General features: G+C 65.7%; 20 protein-coding genes. 3 read left to right on the forward strand and 17 right to left on the reverse strand.

What is annotated here, in order from left to right; all coding sequences use genetic code 11:
- Positions 1 to 24 precede the first annotated feature (24 nt).
- Positions 25 to 1,050 carry a P1 family peptidase gene (locus AC1DRE_RS13945; RefSeq protein WP_476985185.1) on the reverse strand — a complete coding sequence of 342 codons (1,026 nt, stop codon included), beginning with the start codon at positions 1,048 to 1,050 and terminating at the stop codon, positions 25 to 27.
- Positions 1,051 to 1,309: 259 nt separating this feature from the next.
- Between AC1DRE_RS13945 and AC1DRE_RS13950 the strand changes: the two genes are divergently transcribed.
- From AC1DRE_RS13950 to AC1DRE_RS13960, 3 genes are all read left to right on the forward strand, one after another.
- Positions 1,310 to 2,260 (forward strand): carbohydrate ABC transporter permease, encoded by a 951-nt coding sequence (locus tag AC1DRE_RS13950; RefSeq protein ID WP_476985186.1) that lies wholly within the window; start codon positions 1,310 to 1,312, stop codon positions 2,258 to 2,260.
- Positions 2,257 to 3,111, forward strand: coding sequence for a carbohydrate ABC transporter permease (locus AC1DRE_RS13955; protein ID WP_476985187.1), 855 nt, complete (start codon positions 2,257 to 2,259; stop codon positions 3,109 to 3,111). The genes AC1DRE_RS13950 and AC1DRE_RS13955 overlap by 4 nt, the downstream gene beginning before the upstream one ends.
- Before the next feature lie 102 nt (positions 3,112 to 3,213).
- On the forward strand, positions 3,214 to 4,560 hold the full coding sequence (locus AC1DRE_RS13960) for an ABC transporter substrate-binding protein (protein WP_476985188.1): 1,347 nt from the start codon (positions 3,214 to 3,216) through the stop codon (positions 4,558 to 4,560).
- 152 nt (positions 4,561 to 4,712) lie between these two features.
- Here AC1DRE_RS13960 and map read toward each other — a convergent pair whose 3' ends face one another.
- The 16 genes from map to rplX all read right to left on the reverse strand — a co-directional run bounded on the left by map (position 4,713) and on the right by rplX (position 17,456).
- Entirely contained in the window at positions 4,713 to 5,540 is an 828-nt protein-coding gene (map, locus tag AC1DRE_RS13965; protein ID WP_476985189.1) for a type I methionyl aminopeptidase, read from the reverse strand.
- Positions 5,541 to 5,576: 36 nt separating this feature from the next.
- Positions 5,577 to 6,488 carry an NAD-dependent epimerase/dehydratase family protein gene (locus AC1DRE_RS13970; protein ID WP_476985190.1) on the reverse strand — a complete coding sequence of 304 codons (912 nt, stop codon included), beginning with the start codon at positions 6,486 to 6,488 and terminating at the stop codon, positions 5,577 to 5,579.
- Positions 6,485 to 8,281 (reverse strand): class I adenylate-forming enzyme family protein, encoded by a 1,797-nt coding sequence (locus tag AC1DRE_RS13975; RefSeq protein WP_476985191.1) that lies wholly within the window; start codon positions 8,279 to 8,281, stop codon positions 6,485 to 6,487. The genes AC1DRE_RS13970 and AC1DRE_RS13975 overlap by 4 nt, the downstream gene beginning before the upstream one ends.
- Positions 8,271 to 9,473, reverse strand: coding sequence for a cytochrome P450 (locus AC1DRE_RS13980; RefSeq protein ID WP_476985192.1), 1,203 nt, complete (start codon positions 9,471 to 9,473; stop codon positions 8,271 to 8,273). The genes AC1DRE_RS13975 and AC1DRE_RS13980 overlap by 11 nt, the downstream gene beginning before the upstream one ends.
- A complete protein-coding gene (locus AC1DRE_RS13985) occupies positions 9,470 to 10,327 on the reverse strand; it encodes a glycosyltransferase family 2 protein (RefSeq protein WP_476985193.1) in 858 nt (285 codons plus the stop codon). The genes AC1DRE_RS13980 and AC1DRE_RS13985 overlap by 4 nt, the downstream gene beginning before the upstream one ends.
- Positions 10,324 to 11,352 carry a 3-oxoacyl-ACP synthase III family protein gene (locus tag AC1DRE_RS13990; protein ID WP_476985194.1) on the reverse strand — a complete coding sequence of 343 codons (1,029 nt, stop codon included), beginning with the start codon at positions 11,350 to 11,352 and terminating at the stop codon, positions 10,324 to 10,326. Before AC1DRE_RS13990 ends, AC1DRE_RS13985 begins: the two co-directional genes overlap by 4 nt.
- 235 nt (positions 11,353 to 11,587) lie before the next feature.
- A complete protein-coding gene (locus AC1DRE_RS13995) occupies positions 11,588 to 12,157 on the reverse strand; it encodes an adenylate kinase (protein WP_476985246.1) in 570 nt (189 codons plus the stop codon).
- Between the two features lie 5 nt (positions 12,158 to 12,162).
- Entirely contained in the window at positions 12,163 to 13,473 is a 1,311-nt protein-coding gene (gene secY / locus AC1DRE_RS14000; RefSeq protein WP_364119065.1) for a preprotein translocase subunit SecY, read from the reverse strand.
- 188 nt (positions 13,474 to 13,661) lie between these two features.
- On the reverse strand, positions 13,662 to 14,156 hold the full coding sequence (gene rplO / locus AC1DRE_RS14005) for a 50S ribosomal protein L15 (RefSeq protein ID WP_058931722.1): 495 nt from the start codon (positions 14,154 to 14,156) through the stop codon (positions 13,662 to 13,664).
- Positions 14,157 to 14,363 (reverse strand): 50S ribosomal protein L30, encoded by a 207-nt coding sequence (gene rpmD, locus AC1DRE_RS14010; protein ID WP_160664304.1) that lies wholly within the window; start codon positions 14,361 to 14,363, stop codon positions 14,157 to 14,159.
- A gap of 1 nt (position 14,364) precedes the next feature.
- Positions 14,365 to 15,093 (reverse strand): 30S ribosomal protein S5, encoded by a 729-nt coding sequence (gene rpsE, locus AC1DRE_RS14015; protein ID WP_364119061.1) that lies wholly within the window; start codon positions 15,091 to 15,093, stop codon positions 14,365 to 14,367.
- Positions 15,090 to 15,473, reverse strand: coding sequence for a 50S ribosomal protein L18 (gene rplR, locus AC1DRE_RS14020; protein ID WP_364119058.1), 384 nt, complete (start codon positions 15,471 to 15,473; stop codon positions 15,090 to 15,092). Before rplR ends, rpsE begins: the two co-directional genes overlap by 4 nt.
- A gap of 2 nt (positions 15,474 to 15,475) precedes the next feature.
- On the reverse strand, positions 15,476 to 16,012 hold the full coding sequence (gene rplF, locus AC1DRE_RS14025; RefSeq protein WP_090575311.1) for a 50S ribosomal protein L6: 537 nt from the start codon (positions 16,010 to 16,012) through the stop codon (positions 15,476 to 15,478).
- A gap of 18 nt (positions 16,013 to 16,030) precedes the next feature.
- Positions 16,031 to 16,429, reverse strand: coding sequence for a 30S ribosomal protein S8 (gene rpsH / locus AC1DRE_RS14030; RefSeq protein WP_018773673.1), 399 nt, complete (start codon positions 16,427 to 16,429; stop codon positions 16,031 to 16,033).
- 86 nt (positions 16,430 to 16,515) lie between these two features.
- Positions 16,516 to 17,097: a 50S ribosomal protein L5 gene (gene rplE / locus AC1DRE_RS14035; protein WP_011692799.1), complete on the reverse strand. Its 582-nt coding sequence runs from the start codon at positions 17,095 to 17,097 to the stop codon at positions 16,516 to 16,518.
- Positions 17,097 to 17,456: a 50S ribosomal protein L24 gene (gene rplX, locus AC1DRE_RS14040; RefSeq protein WP_104172036.1), complete on the reverse strand. Its 360-nt coding sequence runs from the start codon at positions 17,454 to 17,456 to the stop codon at positions 17,097 to 17,099. The genes rplE and rplX overlap by 1 nt, the downstream gene beginning before the upstream one ends.
- Between the last annotated feature and the right edge of the window lie 3 nt (positions 17,457 to 17,459).

Here is a 17,459-nt window from a genome sequence, read left to right on the forward strand (position 1 = left end):
CATTACGCCATCTTGGCAGGAATGTTAAATCGGACCATGGTAGCGCACTACCGGGCCGTACGCAGCAAATTCCCCTGCCGGGGTTGTGATGCCCGCGGCCCGGGAGATGCCGTCCAGGATGGCTTCGGTCACGGCGTCGGCCGCCGCGCTCTGCAGCGCGACGAGGCTGAACTGCCTCGGCACGTCGGTGCTCTCCAGTTCGACGGCGCCCGTGGCCAGGCAGAACACGGTGTCCCCGTCCGCGAGAGTGTGGGAGGGGTTGAGCGCCCGGGCCAGTCCGGCATGGGCAGCGGCGGCGGTCCGCTTGCAGTCCGCTTTGCTCAGGACGGCATTCGTGGCGACGACGACGAGCGTGGTGTTGAGGGGCGGCAGCTGGGCACCCTGCTGCTTGAGCTTGTAGAAATCCGCCGCCCCGGTTTCGGCGTGCTCACCCAGCGGCCGGCCAACAGGCATCCCCACAGCATTGACAACGGCTAGGGCCCCTATGACAACCCCGTTGTCTAAAGTGATGGAGGCCGTGCCCACTCCCCCTTTGTACGTCCCCCGGCCGAGTACGGCTCCGGTGCCGGCTCCCACGTTGCCGCGTTCGACGTCGTGACCCTCCGGTTGCGCGGCAGCGGCGGCAGTTGCCGCGTAGCCCATCTCCTCGTCCGGGCGGGCAGCAAAGTCGCCGCCGCGGCCGAGGTCGAAGATGGCCGCAGCGGGGACGATGGGCACGAGGCCGCCGGGCACCGGGAATCCCCGGCCGTTTTCCTCGCACCAGCGCTGGGCACCGCGCGCGGTGACCAAGCCGTAGGCGCTGCCGCCGGCGAGCACCACGGCGTCCACCCGCTGCGAGAGCGTGGTGGGATCCAGCGCGTCCGTTTCGGAGGTCGCCGGACCGCCGCCGCGGACGTCCACGGAGCCGACCGTTCCGGGCGGCGGCAGCACCACGGTCACCCCGGTGAGCCAGCCGGCGTCGTCGGGGACACCGCCGTCGGACTCCTGGACCATTCCTGATCTCTGGACGTGGCCTACCCGGATCCCGGTGACATCGGTAATCGCTCCCATGGCTCCATTGTGCGCTCTGCGGCGGAAATGAGTGTGCGCTCCCACGCGTTCCGCGACCCGCTGAGGCAACTCCAGCCGCCAAAACAAACGTTATGTAATACTGCATGCAACACAGCGTTAACGGGCAAGGAAGCCTCGACTAACAATCCTCTGACGAGGGCTTGTGCGGGATTCTGCCCACCAACCATGTGGTGAAGTGAAGCTAAATTCCCACGCCCACTGGCCAGTCATGCGCAGGCCCGGATCCGTTAGAGACCGAATGACACGACAACTGACTGACAGGCCGCGCGTCGTCGCGGAAGCCGGTCCGGCGCTGCGGCGCCGGGCAAGGTGGTCCGGCAGGACGCGCCGGGACTTCTTCGTTTTCCTGGCCCTCGCCCTCCCCAACCTTGTGCTGATCGGGGTGTTCACGTACCTCCCGCTCCTCAACAACGTGTACTACTCCACCCTGGACTGGACGCTGGGATCGGCCTCGGCAACAGTGGTGGGGCTGGACAACTACGTCACCTTCTTCACCAGTGCCGACGCCGCCAAGGTGCTGGGCACCACAGCCATCTTCACGCTGGTCACCGTGGGCGGCTCCATGGTGCTGGGCCTGCTGATCGCGCTGGCGCTGAACTCGAAAGTCCGCGGCACCACCTTCGCGCGGTCCGCCGTCTTCGCCCCGTATGTCCTCAGCGGCGTGGGGGTCGGCCTGGTGTGGCTGTTCATCTTCGATCCCGGCTACGGCGTACTCGCCTGGGTCCTCCGCGGCCTGGGCCAGCAGAGCCCGCAGTGGATCAACGATCCGCAGCTGTCGCTGGTCATGGTGATCATTGTGTACGTCTGGAAGAACCTGGGGTACTGCGCGGTGGTGTACCTGGCCGGGCTCCAGTCGCTCCCGCAGGACGTCATGGAAGCTGCTTCGCTGGACGGCGCCAACGGCTTCCGGCGCTTCCTGAGCATGTCCGTCCCGCTGCTCTCCCCCACCACGTTCTTCCTGCTGATCACCACCATGCTCAGCTCACTGCAGGCGTTCGATCTCATCAGGATCATGACGCCGCTGGGCAACGGCACCAGCACGCTGATCTACGAGGCCTACCTGCAGGCGTTCGGCGCGTACAACCGGGCCGGGTACTCGGCCGCTATCTCGGTGGTGCTCTTCGCCATCCTGCTGATCATCACGGTGCTGCAGCTGCGCTTCGTCGAACGGAAGGTGCACTACTCATGAGCACGCACCGGCCGCTGTCCCGCGCCAATATTGTCCAGACGATTGCCGGCGGTTACGTCCCGCTGATCCTGGCCACCCTGGTGGTGTTCCTGCCGCTTCTCTGGATGATCCTCAGCTCCTTCAAACTGCCCGGCGAGATCATCACCATGGACCTGAGGATCCTGCCGGAGAGCCTGAACCCGGAAAACTACAACATCGCCATGACCACGGTCCCGTTCGCGCAGTTCTTCCTGAACAGCACCATCGTCACCGTGGTTGGCGCAACCGTCAAAGTGCTGCTGGCCATCCTCACCGCCTACGCCCTGGTGTTCGTCCGTTTCCCCTTCAAGAACGCCATCTTCGTGCTCATCCTCGTGGCGCTGATGGTCCCGCCGCAGGTGTCCATCCTGCCGAACTACATCCTCATCGCCGGGATGGGCGGAAAGAACACCCTGTGGGGCATCATCCTCCCCGGCCTGGGGACCGCCTTCGGCACTTTCCTGCTGCGCCAGCACTTCCTGACGCTGCCGGCCTCGATCCTCGAATCGGCGGAGATCGACGGCGCCGGCCACTGGCGCCGCCTCTGGCGGATCGTGGTGCCGGTTTCGGTGCCGTCCATCGCCACCGTGGCACTGGTCACGGTGGTGAGCGAATGGAACGACTACATCTGGCCCCTCATCATCACCGACCGGCCCGAGACCATGACCCTTCCCGTGGGCCTGACGCTGCTGCAGAACTCGGAGGGCAACGGTTCCGGCTGGGGCATCCTGATGGCCGGCGCCGTGCTGGTGATCGTTCCCATCCTGGTGGTGTTCGCGGCACTCCAGCGCTACATCGTGGCTGGCCTCACCCAGGGCAGCGTCACAGGTTAGGGCCCGCGTTTCAGCAACCCCTGCAGGCAGTCTTACCGAACCACCCGTCATCCAACCCGTACAACGAGTCAGCATGAGCAGACACCTTTGAGAGGATCCACAATGGTTATGAATCTTGACCGCAGGCATTTCCTTGGACTGGCCGGCGCGGGGGCAGGCGCCGCGGCACTGGCTGCATGCGGCGGTCCCTCCACCGGGGGAACAACGCCCGCGAGCGAAGCCGCCGAGATCGACTTCAGCGGCGTCAAGCCGGCCGCCTCCATCGATTTCTGGACAAACCACCCGGGCAAGTCCCAGGACGTGGAAAAGTCCATCATCGCGAAATTCCACGCCAAGTTCCCGGACATCAAGGTGAACCTGGTGACCGCGGGCGCCAACTATGAGGAAATCGCGCAGAAGTTCCAGACCTCGCAGGCGGCCAAGGAGGCCCTGCCGGGCGTTGTGGTGCTCTCAGATGTCTGGTGGTTCCGCTACTTCTCCAACGGCAACATCATCCCGCTGGATGGCCTGGTCAAGCAGCTGGACATCAAGGTGGACGACTTCCAGAAGTCCCTCGTGGCGGACTACCAGTACGACGACAAGCAGTGGGCCCTCCCCTACGGCCGTTCCACGCCGCTTTTCTACTACAACAAGGACCACTTCAAGGCGGCCGGGCTTCCTGACCGGGCCCCGAAGACCTGGCAGGAGTTCGCCGAGTGGGCGCCGAAGCTGAAAGCCAGTTCCGGTGCGCAGTACGCCTACATCTACCCGGCACTGGCCGGCTACGCAGGCTGGACCCTGCAGAACAACCTCTGGGGCTGGGGCGGCAGCTGGTCCAATGAGTGGACCATCAACTGCGACTCGGCGGAATCCGTGGAGGCACTGCAGTGGGCCCAGGATTCCATCTACAAGGACGGCTGGGCGGGGGTTTCCTCCAAGGAGGCGGCCGACGATTTCGCCGCCGGCATCACCTCCTCCACCATCTCGTCCACGGGTTCCCTGCTCGGCGTGCTGAAGTCGGCCCAGTTCAACGTGGGCGTGGGCTTCCTGCCGGGCGGCCCCAAGGTGGAAAGCGGAGTCTGCCCCACGGGCGGGGCCGGCCTGGGCATCCCCAGCGGCGTGAGCAAGGAAGTGCAGCTCGCTGCGGGCACGTTCCTAAAATTCATGACCGAGCCGGAAAACACCGCGGAATTCTCGGCGGCCACGGGCTACATGCCCACCCGCACGTCCGCCGATATGACCTCGGTGCTGGCCAAGACGCCGCAGATCAAGACGGCAATGGACCAGCTCGCGGCCACCCGCGTCCAGGACAACGCCCGGGTGTTCCTGCCCGGCGCGGACCAGGAAATGGCCAAGGCCGCCGCGAAGATCCTCACCCAGCAGGGCGACGTGAAAGCCACCATGACCGCCCTGAAGTCCACGCTGGAGGGCATCTACACGAAGGACGTCAAGCCCAAGCTCAAGAGCTGACGCCCGGTCCCGACGCGCTTCCGGTCCCTCGACGCGCAAAATCCCTGGCGCACCCGGAATTCCGGGTGCGCCAGGGATTTTGCGTGTCGAAAGTTTGCGCGTCGCCAGGGATTTTGCGCGTCGCCGCGGGTTCGTGGCTACGGGAGCGAAATCTACGGGATCGGGACGGGGACCACGCCCAGCGGCGCAAGCCGCTCCGCGCCGCCGTCGGGCGCTGAAAGAACCCAGATGCCCTTCTCGTGGACGGCTACCGAGTGCTCCCACTGGCAGGAGCGCTTGCCGTCGGTGGTCACCACGGTCCAGTCGTCGTCGAGCACAGCGGTTTCGATGCCGCCGCGGACCAGCATGGGCTCGATCGCCAGGCACAGCCCGGGACGGATCTTCGGCCCGCGGTGGCTGGTGCGGTAGTTCAGCACGTCCGGCGCCATGTGCATCTCGGAGCCGATGCCATGGCCCACGTAGTCTTCCAGGATGCCCAGCGGCTTGCCCGGCACGGAGGCGACGTAGTCGTCCACGGCGCAGCCGATGTCCCCCACGAACTTTCCGGTGGCCAGCGCGGCGATGCCCCGCCACATGGCTTCCTCGGTGACTTCGGACAGCCGCACGTCCTCGGGGTCGGGCGTCCCCACAATCACGGTGCGGGCCGAGTCGGAGTGCCAGCCGTCCACGATCGCGCCGCCGTCGATCGAGATGATGTCGCCGTCGTTCAGTACACGGTTGCCGGGGATGCCGTGGACCACTTCCTCGTTGACGGAGGTGCAGATGGTGGCCGGGAACCCGTGGTAGCCGAGGAAGTTGGACTTGGCGCCCGCCTCGTCCAGGACCGCAGCGAATACGGCGTCCAGCTGCGCCGTGGTGGTGCCGGGGATGGCAGCCGCTACCGCAGCGTCCAGGGCGCGGCTCAGGACCAGGCCGGCCTCATGCATGGTGCGCATTTGGGCGTTGGTCTTGTATTCGATGCGGGGCTGTCCGAATGCCATGTATACCTCAGTGCTTCGTCTCGCGGGCGGGATGGTTCATCCCAGGTCTCTGATCCATTCTCCCGCACCTGCGAAGCTGCTCGGGACAGGGTCCACGCCCAGCTCCTCCCGCAGCCGCCGCGTGCAGTAGGTCCGCTGGAAGCCGAGCTGGCTCACGGCATACCGCGTGAGCCGCGGCGGCCTGCGTGTCACGCCCGCCACCGCCTCGAGGGACGCCGCCAGGGTCATCGCCGCGCGCACCGGGATGAAGCCGAGTTCGACGTCGGCCCGGCCTGTGGCGTCCAGCACCTCCCGCAGGACCTGGCCGAGTGCCACCGGCCGGTGGTCGGCCACGTTCACCGGACCGGTCGCGTCCGAGGTGCAGGCGGCGAGCGCTGCCCTGGCCAGGTTGCCGATGGATGTCAGCTGGTGCCGGATGTCCGGGCCTCCGACGCTCAGCAGCCGCCCGTGGTTGACGTTGCGGATGAGCCGCGGCAGGAGCGTCCGGTCGCCGGGGCCGTAGACGCCGTGCGGCCGGAGGATCAGCGCATTGCCGTGCCGCGCTGCAGCGGCCTCGGCCAGGGCTTTCGAACTGGAGTAGGCGTTCAGGTAACGTCCCGCCACCGCGTCCTCGGGCCGGTCCACGCACGGCTGCCACCAGGGGTAGACGCTGGAAGTGGAAATGTGGACCAGCCGCGCACCCGGGAAGGTCGCGGCAACAGCCTCGGTCCCCAGAACGTTCACGCGGTGGAACAGCTGCGGCGGTCCCCAGTCGCCGACATGCGCGCCGGCATGTACGACGGCGTCAACTTCCGGCGGAGAGGGCAGTTGCCCTGCGCTGAGGTCCCACAAGCGGAGGCCCGGGAGCCGGCGCCGGCCGTACCGGATCACTTCCCAGCCGCGTTCCTCGGCTGCCTCAGCAACGGCTCCGCCGATGAAACCGCTGGCCCCGGTCACCGCGATCCTCATGGCGTCCCTTCCGGCGGCCGGTCCGCGAACAGGGCCCTCAGGGCCATGCGGTCAGGCTTGCGGTGCCGGCCGGACGCCGGCAGCCTGGGCATGATCTCTATCCGGTCGGGCAGGGCCGATTCGTCGATGAGTTTCGGCAGCTCGCGGCGCAGCGCCCGCAGGACCGCTTCTTGGTTCCGTCCGTGTTGCGGTTCGACGGCGAGCCACACCGTTTCGTCGCCGATGCCGTCCGGGACGCCGACCATCACCGCCTGGCCGACGCCGTCGATGCCTGCGATTACGGGCTCATACAGGCCCGGGTAGATGTTGGTCTTGCCGCGGATGATCATGTCCTTCTTGCGTCCCAGCATGACCAGCCTCGGCGCGCTCGGGGAGCCGGCCTGTGCGGCAGGGTCATCGGCGGGCCCGGCCGGTTCGTGGTCCAGCCGCACGAGGTCGCCGGTGGCGTGCTCGTCCATGGTGTCCTCGCCGAGGTAGCCCAGGCACATGTTCGGGCCGGAAACGATCAACTCGTGGTCCTCCGCCACCCGGATGTGCACGCCCGGCAGGGGCTCGCCGAGGTAGTCGCCCTCCCCGGAGCCGTCCGGCGTGCGGAATTCCGCGGTATGCCCGGCAGCGAACGCCAGTTTCTCTTGTCCGTCGGCGATCGCTATGGGCAGTACTTCGGTCATCCCGTAGATGCAGTGGAAGCGCACTCCTGGCAGGAGTACGGCGGCCCGCTCCAGGAAGGATGCCAGCACGGGCGCGGCACCCAGCATTACCGTTTTCAGGGTGTCCGGCCACACCAGCTGTCCGGTTTCGACGGCGTCAAGGATCGGCGCCAGCTGCGCGGGCACCAGGAACACGTGGGTTGCCGCCTTATGCCCGGGCGAGGACCCCAGCTCGGCTGCGAACCGCAGCGGATCGATCGCAGCGGACAGACCGTACGCGGGCATGGTCCAGTGGGCGCCGGCGATCAGCGCAGGCAGGCCCATCATCAGCTGCTCCGAGTGGATGCGGTCACCGGCGGCGAACGTGCAGCGCGTGCTCAGCTGGCCAAAGCCGGCGGCCAGGGTCCCGCGGCTGTGCACCACTCCCTTCGGATTCCCGGTGGTGCCGGACGTGAAGATGATGACCGCTTCCTGCCCTGGCGCGGCCTCCATCGCCGGCAGCCCGTCGGGACGGCGGGGACGGCCGTCACCGCCGTCACCGCCGCCGGCGGCCCCACCGCCGCTGTGAGCGTTGCCGCCGGCGTGAGCACCGCCGTCGTACTTGCCTGCGGGACGCGCCGTACGGCGGGACAGCGAACGGATGTTGGTGGATGTCAGCGGGACTCCCGGAAGCCACGGGCCGGAGTGGTAGTGCCTGACCTTCATGGCCCCGTAGTCCGGGAGCAGCAGGCCGCGCCGCCGGGCAAGGGGCCGCAGCGGGCCGCGCGCGCTGAGGGCATAGAGCAGCGACTCGGACGCTGCCCAGCGCGGGGATGCCAGCGCGCTCCTGTTCCGGAAGAGCTCGGGCCCAACCCCCGGATCGATGAACACAATGGCCCCGCCTGCCCGGACGGCGGCCAGCGCGAGCGTGAAAGCCGCCGGACCCGGCCGGACCGAAAACAGCAGGCGCTCCCCCGGGCCGAACCCGTCACGCCGCAGGCCCGCGGCCGTGGATTCGATCCCGTCAGCAAGGTCCCGGTAGCTGATGGTCTTGCCGGGCCTTCCGCTGCGTTTGCCGGGTGCCGTGATGGCCGGATGGTCCGGGTACTCCGATGCGGCGTCGTACACCGCGGCAATGAGGTCATCCGGCAGGTCAGCCGGCACGGGTCAGCTCCAAGGACGTGTAGTGCGGAATGAGTACGTTGCGGCTGACGGTCCGGGAGCGGATGGACCACGGGTTCCGGCGGTACTCGTCCAGCAGCGCAGCCAGCGCGCAGTTGATCTCGGCCATCGCCAGCGGCATGCCGATGCAGAAGTGGGCGCCCGCCCCGAACCACAGCTGGCGGGCCGCGGGCGGAACGGGAGTCCCCGGGTCGAAGCCGCCCAGGCTCTTGACCGCGTGCACGGTCGAAAGCAGGATGCGGTCCCCCGGCCTGATCCGGACGCCGCCCAGCCGCCCGGGCGCCGTCGCCTCGCGGAGCATCATGGGCGACGGCGCCGTGTACCGCAGGCCCTCGTTGACGGCGTCCGGGAGCCCGCTGCGCTCAGCTGCCAGCCCGGGCAGCCGGCCGCCGTCGAACAGTATCGCGGCGAGCCGCGGAACGTAGGACACCAAGGTCTCGGTCCCCGCGATCACAAAGGCACTGACGATCCCCACCGCTTCGTCCTCGCTGAGGCCCAGGACGCGGAGGCGGCCGGGAAAGGTTGAGGGGTCGTCGCTGCGGTACGCACTGCGCACTGGCCCGGCAAGAATTTCGACGGCGGCCTTCGCCTTTGCGACCTGCGGCGCCGTCAGCCTTGGCCGGCCCAGGCGAACCAGTGAGGTGATGGAGGTGCCCAGGTTGAAGAGTTCGGTGTCCGGCAGGCGGCCGGGAGCATCGTCCCGGACACCCAGCAGCCTGCTGATTACTCCCCCGGAAAGCTCCTTGACCAGCCCGACGAACTCCACGGAGGCGCCGTTCTCCAGCCCTGCAGCCAACCGCTCGCGCAATCGTTCGCCCGCGGGGGCGACGATGGCTTCAACGGCCCGCGGGGTGAACAGTCCGTTGAGGCGGCGGCGCAGCTCCAGATGCTCCGCCCCGTGCATGTTCAGCAGGACGCGCGGTCCCACCACGGGAGTCCACAGCGCGCCGGAAGCCCGGGTACCGGACTTCGAGTAGCTGGCGTCCATCAGGACATCGCGGACCAGTGAGGCCTCGCTGACCAGCACGCCGAGCCCCGGCAGCCGGACAACGGGCCGGAGCTTCCCCAGCCCGCGGATCAGCGGGTACGCCACCGGATGGGCACCGGTATGCAGTCGCCGCTCCCAGACGGCCAGGCCTCCCGAGGCTGCGGCCCGTGCCGTATCGGTGTTCACCGGATGTCGACGTGGTCGGGGCGGAACCGGTGGTCCGCATACCAGGCCAGGGCGTTGGGCAGGCCCCAGGCCTGTACCCGGCGGGAGGATCCGAAGACCACCACGTTGCGCCGAAGGGCGTAGGCGCGCGTGAGTTTGCGGACACGGTTGGAAAGCGCACGGTCCTCGTGCAGGTCCTCGATGCTGGTGCGCGGAAATCCGCCTGACCGCAGATAGAGCCCTGCGGTGATGGCCATGTTGCAGCCGGGCAGCATCTGGTAGGGGCCAAGGTAGCCCTCCCCCTTGTTACCCGGGCGGATGCGGCCGAAGAACGAGGCGACCTCCACGGCCAGCAGCATCAGCCACCGGCTTGCCCGGCCCAGGCCTTCGTCCAGCCGGGGGTTCAGCTGCCCGGCAACCATTTCCAGGCCGTCGTCGAACGCTTCCACGATGCGCTGTGTCCAGTCGCGAGCCGGCAGGCAGTCCGCATCCGTGCGTGCCAGCCAGCGGGCGCAGTTCAGGGCGCCGAAACGCATGCCGGTATCGGCAGCTGCTCCGGTCCCCTTTTGCGGCTCGTGGATCAGCCGGACATCCATGGCAGGGTGAATCCGGGCAAAGTCCGCGACGATTGCCGTGGTTGCGTCCGTGGAGCCGTTGTCCACCACCACGAGCGTGAAGTCCTTGTGCACCTGCGCGGCCAGCGCCTGCAGTGACTGGCGGATCAGCTTCTCCTCGTTGAGCGCCGGCATTGCGACACACAGCGCCCGCACCGGCGGCACGGGGCCCGGGGCCGGTTCGCCGCCCGGGGCCTGTTCGCTGCACGGGGCCGGTTCGCCGCCGGGGACCGGTTCGCTGCCGGGGACCGGTGCCGTCACAGCCGCACCACGGCGATGCCCAGGCTCACGCCGCCGGCCAGCCCCACCAGCGCCACCAGGTCGCCGGGGCCGCACCGGCCCAGGTCCTGCGCCACCTTCAGCTGCAGCGGCAGGCTGACCGAGGCCATGTTGCCGAAATCCTCCACGGTCCTGACGAGTTTGTCCTCCGGCACCCGGGCCCCGCGGGCAAAGATGTCCCGGTACGGGGCACTTACCTGGTGGACGCAGACGACGGCGAAGTCCGTCCAGGCCAGGCCAAGCCGCTCCAGGGTCTCGTCCAGGATGCCCCGGCCCAGATCGAGGAATGCGTCCTTGAGCTTTTCGCCGTCCATGTTGAAGTACGTTGCTTCGGGGTCCCGCGGAGCGACCGAACCGCCGGTCGCGAGCGTTCCTACTGCCCAGTGGCTGCTCTTCGCGGTGAATCCCATTCCCAGCACCCGGGACCCGGCGTCGGGGTCTGCCGGTTCCAGCAGCAGTGCGCACCCGGCGTCGCTCATGGTGTAGCCGGGGAAGGCTGCAGCGAAGGTCGCCTGGTCCGGAACAGCCCACCGCACCGCCCGGGAGGGCGATTCCCCGCTCACGAGGAGGACGCGCCGGTAACGACCGGTTCCGATCAGGGCGTCGGCCACCTCGAGGCCGTTCAGAATACTGTTGCAGGCGTTCTTGATGTCCATTACCGGGCAGCCGATGCCGAGTTTTGCGGCAACCATGTGGCCGGTGGCCGGCTCCACCATGTCCTGGCTCGCCGAGGCAAAAAGGAGGAGGTCGACGTCGGCGGGCTGGAGTCCGCGGTCCGCCAGCAGTTTGGCGGCGGCGACGGCCGCAAGGTCGGACGCCTGCTCGGTCACGGCCATCACAGACCGTGTCCGGATGCCGGTCAGCCTGCCGATCAGGCCCTTCGGGACCCGAAATCCCGGGCTGGAGGCGGCAAGCTGCCGCTCCAATTGTTCGGTGCCCAGCCGCCCGGGCGGCACATAGACTTCAAGGCCGGCGATCCTCGCCGCCCCCGGAAGGGTCTGGTTCATGCAATATCTCCCCACAGACAATGCGTCCGGTGATTCCCGGGTCCGGTCCTGACCACCTGACGGCCGCCGCCAAGCGAGGCGCCGCCCTCGGCACAGGGCGCCGCCTTCGGTACTGGGCGCCGCCCCAAAACAAGGCAGGGCGCGTCCCGTACACGATGGTACGGGACGCGCCCTGCCTGGCACTGAAGGCGAGCCGGGTTCCGGCATCTGCCTTGATGCCCCGGCTAATCCTGGATCAGGCTGCCTGTGCTGCCTTGATGGCTTCCATCACGCGGTCGGTGACCTCGTCGATGGCGCCGATGCCGTCCACCTGGGTCAGGATGCCGCGTTCGGCATACTTGGCCACAACGGCTTCGGTCTGCTCGTGGTACAGGTCCAGGCGGTGGCGGATGACGGCTTCATTGTCGTCGCTCCGGCCTGTTTCCTTGGCCCGGCCAAGCAGCCGGTGCACCAGTTCCTCGTCATCGGCGGTCAGCTGCAGGACAACGTCCAGCTTCTGCTCACCGTTGGCGAGGATCTCATCGAGGTAGTCCACCTGTGCGGTGGTGCGCGGGTATCCGTCCAGGAGGAAGCCGTTTTCGACGTCGTCCTCGCTCAGGCGGTCGCGCACCATCTTGTTGGTGACGCTGTCCGGCACGAAATCGCCGGCATCCATGTACTTCTTGGCTTCGACGCCCAGCGGCGTCTCACCCTTGACGTTGGCGCGGAAAATGTCGCCGGTGGAGATCGCAACGACGCCGAGGCGCTCGGAGATCCGATCCGCCTGCGTTCCCTTGCCTGAACCCGGAGGTCCGATAATCAGCATTCTCGTCATCGCAAAAGCCCTTCGTAGTGACGTTGTTGTAGCTGCGCGTCAATCTGCTTGACCGTTTCCAGGCCGACACCCACCATGATCAGGATCGACGTTCCACCGAACGGGAAGTTCTGGTTGGCATTGATCAGGACCAGGGCGACCAGCGGGATCAATGCCACAAAGCCCAGGTAGAGGGCGCCGGGCAGGGTGATCCTGGAAAGGACGTACTGCAGATAGTCCGCCGTCGGCTTACCGGCCCGGATACCCGGGATGAAGCCGCCGTACTTCTTCATGTTGTCGGAAACCTCTTCAGGATTGAAAGTGATTGCGACATAGAAGTAGGTGAAGAAAACAATCATGGCGAAATAGAGCGCCATGTAAATGGGGTGGTCACCGCGGGTGAGGTTGTTGTTGATCCATTCAACCCACGGCTGGATCGGTTCGCCCTGCTTCGGCTGGTTGAACTGGGAGATCAGACCCGGCAGGTACAGCATCGAGGACGCGAAGATGACGGGCACGACGCCGGCCATGTTCACCTTGATGGGGATATACGTGCTGGTCCCGCCCACGGTCCGCCGGCCGATCATGCGCTTGGCGTACTGCACCGGAATGCGGCGCTGGGATTGTTCCACGAATACCACGAGGGCCACGGTGAGCAGGCCGATCGCCAGCACCATGAAGAAAGTGCCCGGGCCCTGCGAGGTCCAGATGGCGCCCAGCGACGTCGGGAAGCTGGCGGCGATCGAGGTGAAGATGAGCAGCGACATGCCGTTGCCCACGCCCTTCTCAGTGACGAGCTCGCCCATCCACATGATCAGGCCGGTACCTGCCGTCAGCGTGATGATGATGAGGATGGTGGTGATGACGCTCGCATCCGGAATGATGTCCAGCTGGCAGTTGGGCAGCAGCTGCCCGGAACGTGCCAGCGACACCAGCGTCGTGGCGTTCAACAGGCCCAGGGCGATGGTCAGGTAACGCGTGTACTGCGTCAGCTTGGACTGCCCCGATGCGCCCTCTTCATACAGCTCCTGGAACCGGGGAATGACTACCCGGAGCAGCTGCACAATGATGCTGGCCGTGATGTACGGCATGATGCCCAAGGCGAAGATGGACACCTGCAGCAATGCACCGCCGCTGAACAGATTGACGAGCTGGTAGATCCCGCCCGAGGTCTGACCGTTCTGCAAGCATTGCTGGACATTCTGGTAGTTCACACCAGGCGAGGGGATGAAGGCACCCAAGCGGAAGATTGTGATGATTCCCAGCGTGAACAACAACTTGCGTCGCAGATCAGGCGTGCGAAAGGCCCGGCCAAATGCGCTAAGCAAGCGTCCTCCTGATGTGTTTATAAAGTCGTGTGAGATAGGTCAATAAAACCCAACAACCGAGTCTAACGGGTTGATGCGTCCTGCGAACAATCGGTGAGGTTCCAAATGAGAAAAAACTCCCGGTACGCAGGGCCTGGGCCCCGCGTACCGGGAGTTCTCACAACGGGCAGTTGCCCCGCCGTCCCCTATTAGAGGGCGGTGGTGCTTCCGCCTGCTGCTGCGATCTTTTCTGCGGCGCTGGCCGAGAATGCGTGGACCGTGACGTCAACCTTGACGGTGATGTCGCCGGTGCCCAGCACCTTGACGGGCTGGTTCTTGCGAACGGCACCCTTTTCGACCAGGTTCTCCACGGTGACTGCGCCACCTTCCGGGAACAGCTCGTTGAGCTTGTCCAGGTTTACAACCTGGAACTCAACCCGGAACGGGTTCTTGAAGCCGCGCAGCTTCGGCAGGCGCATGTGCAGCGGCAACTGGCCGCCGGCAAAGCCAGCCTTGATCTGGTAACGGGCCTTCGTACCCTTGGTACCGCGACCAGCGGTCTTACCCTTGGAACCTTCACCACGACCAACACGGGTCTTGGCGGTTTTGGCACCCGGGGCGGGACGCAGGTGGTGAACCTTCAGTGCGTTCTGCTTCTCAGCAGCGGCGCCCTGTGCCTTTTCGGCGGTGTTCTTCTCTGCCATTTACTTCGCCTCCTCTACCTTTACCAGGTGCGGAACCGTGTTGAGCATTCCGACGGTCACGGCGTCGGCGGTGCGGACAACAGTGTGTCCGATCCGCTTCAGGCCGAGGGACCGCAGGGTGTCGCGCTGGTTCTGCTTGCCGCCAATGGCGGACTTGATCTGGGTGATCTCCAACTGAGCGTCGGAGACAAGCACGTTCTTAGCCAACTCAGACACCTGCCTTCTGGTTCAGGAGAGCCTTAACCATCGCCGGCGGAGCAACTTCGTCCAGCGGCAGGCCGCGGCGTGCTGCCACTGCTGCCGGCTCTTCGAGGCGCTTCAGGGCATCAACGGTCGCGTGAACGATGTTGATGGCGTTGGAGGAACCGAGCGACTTGGAGAGGATGTCGTGGATGCCCACGCACTCCAGTACTGCACGGACCGGACCGCCGGCGATAACACCGGTACCGGCGGAAGCCGGACGCAGCATAACGACGCCTGCGGCGGCTTCACCCTGAACGCGGTGCGGGATGGTGCTGCCGATGCGGGGAACGCGGAAGAAGGACTTCTTGGCTTCTTCAACGCCCTTCGCGATTGCGGCAGGAACTTCCTTAGCCTTGCCGTAGCCAACGCCGACCATACCGTTGCCGTCGCCGACAACGACGAGGGCGGTGAAGCTGAAGCGACGACCACCCTTGACGACCTTGGAAACGCGGTTGATGGTTACAACGCGCTCTACGAACTGGCTCTTTTCGGCTTCGCGGCCGCCATCGCGGCCACCACGGCCACCACGGTCGCCACGGCCCTGGCCGCGGTCGCCACGCTCGCCACGACGAGCGCCACCACGGCGGTCGTCGGCAGCAGCGGGAGCAGCGGCCTCAGTGGCCGGAGCAGCTACGGCTTCAGTCGCCTTCTGATCTGCAGACACAGTGTCCTTTTCCTTGTTTGCTTCCGTCACAGTGACAGCCCACCTTCACGTGCGCCGTCAGCGACGGCGGCGATCCGGCCGTGGTACTTGTTACCACCGCGGTCGAAGACAACAGCTTCGACACCGGCAGCCTTGGCACGCTCGGCGACCAGTTCGCCAACGCGCTTGGCCTTGGCGGTCTTGTCACCGTCGAATGCACGAAGGTCGGCTTCCAGTGTGGAGGCGCTTGCCACGGTCAGGCCCTTGGTGTCATCGACAACCTGGACGAATACGTGACGTGCGGAGCGGTTGACGACCAGACGCGGGCGTACAGCCGTACCGGAGATGCGCTTGCGGATACGAAGCTGGCGGCGGCTGCGCTGGGCAGACTTGCTCTTGTTCGTACGCTTCTTGTTAATTGCGATCGCCATGGTTACTTACCAGCCTTTCCGACCTTGCGGCGGATGACTTCGCCTGCGTAACGGATGCCCTTGCCCTTGTAGGGGTCCGGCTTCCGCAGCTTGCGAATGTTGGCAGCAACCTCGCCGACCTGCTGCTTGGAGATACCTGAAACAGAGAGCTTAGTCGGGGTCTCAACTGCAAAGGTGATGCCGTTCGGTGCCGAGACGTTAACCGGGTGGCTGTAGCCCAGAGCGAACTCCAGGTCAGAACCCTTGGCCTGGACGCGGTAACCGGTACCGACAATCTCAAGCTTCTTCTCGTATCCTGCGGTGACACCCTGGATCATGTTGGCGATCAGGGTGCGGGTCAGGCCGTGCAGCGAACGTGAGGCGCGCTCGTCGTTCGGGCGGGCGACAGTCAGGGTGCCTTCTTCCAGGGAAACCTCGATCGGGCTGGCCACAGTGTGGCTCAGCTCGCCTTTGGAACCCTTGACGCTGACGACAGAGCCGTCAACCTTGACCTCAACGCCGGCAGGAACGGTGATGGGGAGACGTCCAATACGTGACATTATTCTCTTCCTTTCCCGTTACCAGACGTAAGCGAGGACTTCGCCGCCCACGCCCTTCTTGCCGGCCTGCTTGTCAGTCAAGAGGCCGGAAGAGGTGGACAGGATTGCGACACCCAGGCCACCGAGCACGTGCGGCAGGTTGGTGGACTTTGCGTAAACGCGCAGTCCCGGCTTGGAAATACGACGAACGCCAGCGATTGAACGCTCGCGGTTCGGACCGAACTTGAGCTCGAGGGTCAGCTTCTTGCCAACCTCAGCGTCTTCTTCTTTCCAGGAGGCGATGTAACCTTCAGCCTTCAGGATGTCGGCAACGCGTGCCTTGAGCTTGCTGTACGGCATAGTCACGGAGTCGTGGTATGCCGAGTTTGCGTTGCGCAGACGCGTAAGCATGTCTGCGACGGGATCTGTCATGGTCATGTTGGGCTCTTGCCCTTCCTCATAACGGTTTCCGCCTTGCCATCCCCTCGGGGAATCGGCAAGGCCGGACCTTCTATGTAGCTAGATTAAGCTTCGGTCTTGAACGGGAAACCAAGCGCCTTGAGCAGCGCACGGCCTTCGTCGTCGGTCTTGGCGGTGGTCACGACGGTGATGTCCATACCGCGAACGCGGTCGATGGAATCCTGGTCGATCTCGTGGAACATAACCTGCTCGGTCAGACCGAAGGTGTAGTTGCCGTTGCCATCGAACTGCTTGCCACTGAGGCCCCGGAAGTCACGGATACGCGGCAGTGCCAGCGTGACCAGACGGTCCAGGAATTCCCACATGCGGTCCCCACGCAGAGTTGCGTGTGCACCGATGGGCATGCCTTCGCGCAGCTTGAACTGTGCGATCGACTTGCGGGCCTTGGTTACCTGCGGCTTCTGACCGGTGATCAGGGTCAGATCGCGGACAGCGCCGTCGATCAGCTTGGAGTCCTTGGCGGCATCTCCAACACCCATGTTCACAACGACCTTGACCAGACGGGGAACCTGGTTGACGTTTTCGTACTTGAATTCCTCGATGAGCGTGCTCTTGATGGAATCCGCGTACTTGGTCTTCAGACGAGGAACGATCTTGCTTGCCGGAGTCTCGAGAGTCTCAGTCATTAGATGTCCTTCCCGGAGCTCTTGGCCACGCGTACGCGCACTTCACGCTTCACGCCATCGCGCTCAACGGTCTCGGTGCGGAAACCGACGCGGGTGGGCTTCTTGGTCGAGGGGTCAACCAGGGCCACGTTGGAGATGTGGATGGAAGCCTCGACGACCTCGATGCCACCGGTCTTGGAGCCGCGCTGCGACTGACCGACCTTGGTGTGCTTGGTTACGCGGTTAATGCCTTCGACCAACACGCGGTTGGTCTCCGGGAATACGCGCAGAACCTTGCCCTGCTTGCCTTTGTCGCCGCCGCGCTCAGCCTTGGCGCCAGTGATGACCTGAACGAGGTCACCCTTTTTGATCTTAGCCATGGA

Source organism: Arthrobacter sp. P4_H3 (assembly GCF_056400885.1).

Bases quoted from the DNA above. Each gene is read 5' to 3' on its own strand.
- AC1DRE_RS13995 (WP_476985246.1), bottom strand. From the start codon at position 12,157: ATGCTGATTATCGGACCTCCGGGTTCAGGCAAGGGAACGCAGGCGGAT.
- AC1DRE_RS13945 (WP_476985185.1), bottom strand. From the start codon at position 1,050: ATGGGAGCGATTACCGATGTCACCGGGATCCGGGTAGGCCACGTCCAG.
- rplO (WP_058931722.1), bottom strand. From the start codon at position 14,156: ATGGCAGAGAAGAACACCGCCGAAAAGGCACAGGGCGCCGCTGCTGAG.
- AC1DRE_RS13955 (WP_476985187.1), top strand. From the start codon at position 2,257: ATGAGCACGCACCGGCCGCTGTCCCGCGCCAATATTGTCCAGACGATT.
- AC1DRE_RS13990 (WP_476985194.1), bottom strand. From the start codon at position 11,352: ATGAACCAGACCCTTCCGGGGGCGGCGAGGATCGCCGGCCTTGAAGTC.
- AC1DRE_RS13960 (WP_476985188.1), top strand. From the start codon at position 3,214: ATGGTTATGAATCTTGACCGCAGGCATTTCCTTGGACTGGCCGGCGCG.
- rplE (WP_011692799.1), bottom strand. From the start codon at position 17,097: ATGACTGAGACTCTCGAGACTCCGGCAAGCAAGATCGTTCCTCGTCTG.
- AC1DRE_RS13950 (WP_476985186.1), top strand. From the start codon at position 1,310: ATGACACGACAACTGACTGACAGGCCGCGCGTCGTCGCGGAAGCCGGT.
- AC1DRE_RS13970 (WP_476985190.1), bottom strand. From the start codon at position 6,488: ATGAGGATCGCGGTGACCGGGGCCAGCGGTTTCATCGGCGGAGCCGTT.
- map (WP_476985189.1), bottom strand. From the start codon at position 5,540: ATGGCATTCGGACAGCCCCGCATCGAATACAAGACCAACGCCCAAATG.
- rpsH (WP_018773673.1), bottom strand. From the start codon at position 16,429: ATGACCATGACAGATCCCGTCGCAGACATGCTTACGCGTCTGCGCAAC.
- rplR (WP_364119058.1), bottom strand. From the start codon at position 15,473: ATGGCGATCGCAATTAACAAGAAGCGTACGAACAAGAGCAAGTCTGCC.
- rplX (WP_104172036.1), bottom strand. From the start codon at position 17,456: ATGGCTAAGATCAAAAAGGGTGACCTCGTTCAGGTCATCACTGGCGCC.
- rplF (WP_090575311.1), bottom strand. From the start codon at position 16,012: ATGTCACGTATTGGACGTCTCCCCATCACCGTTCCTGCCGGCGTTGAG.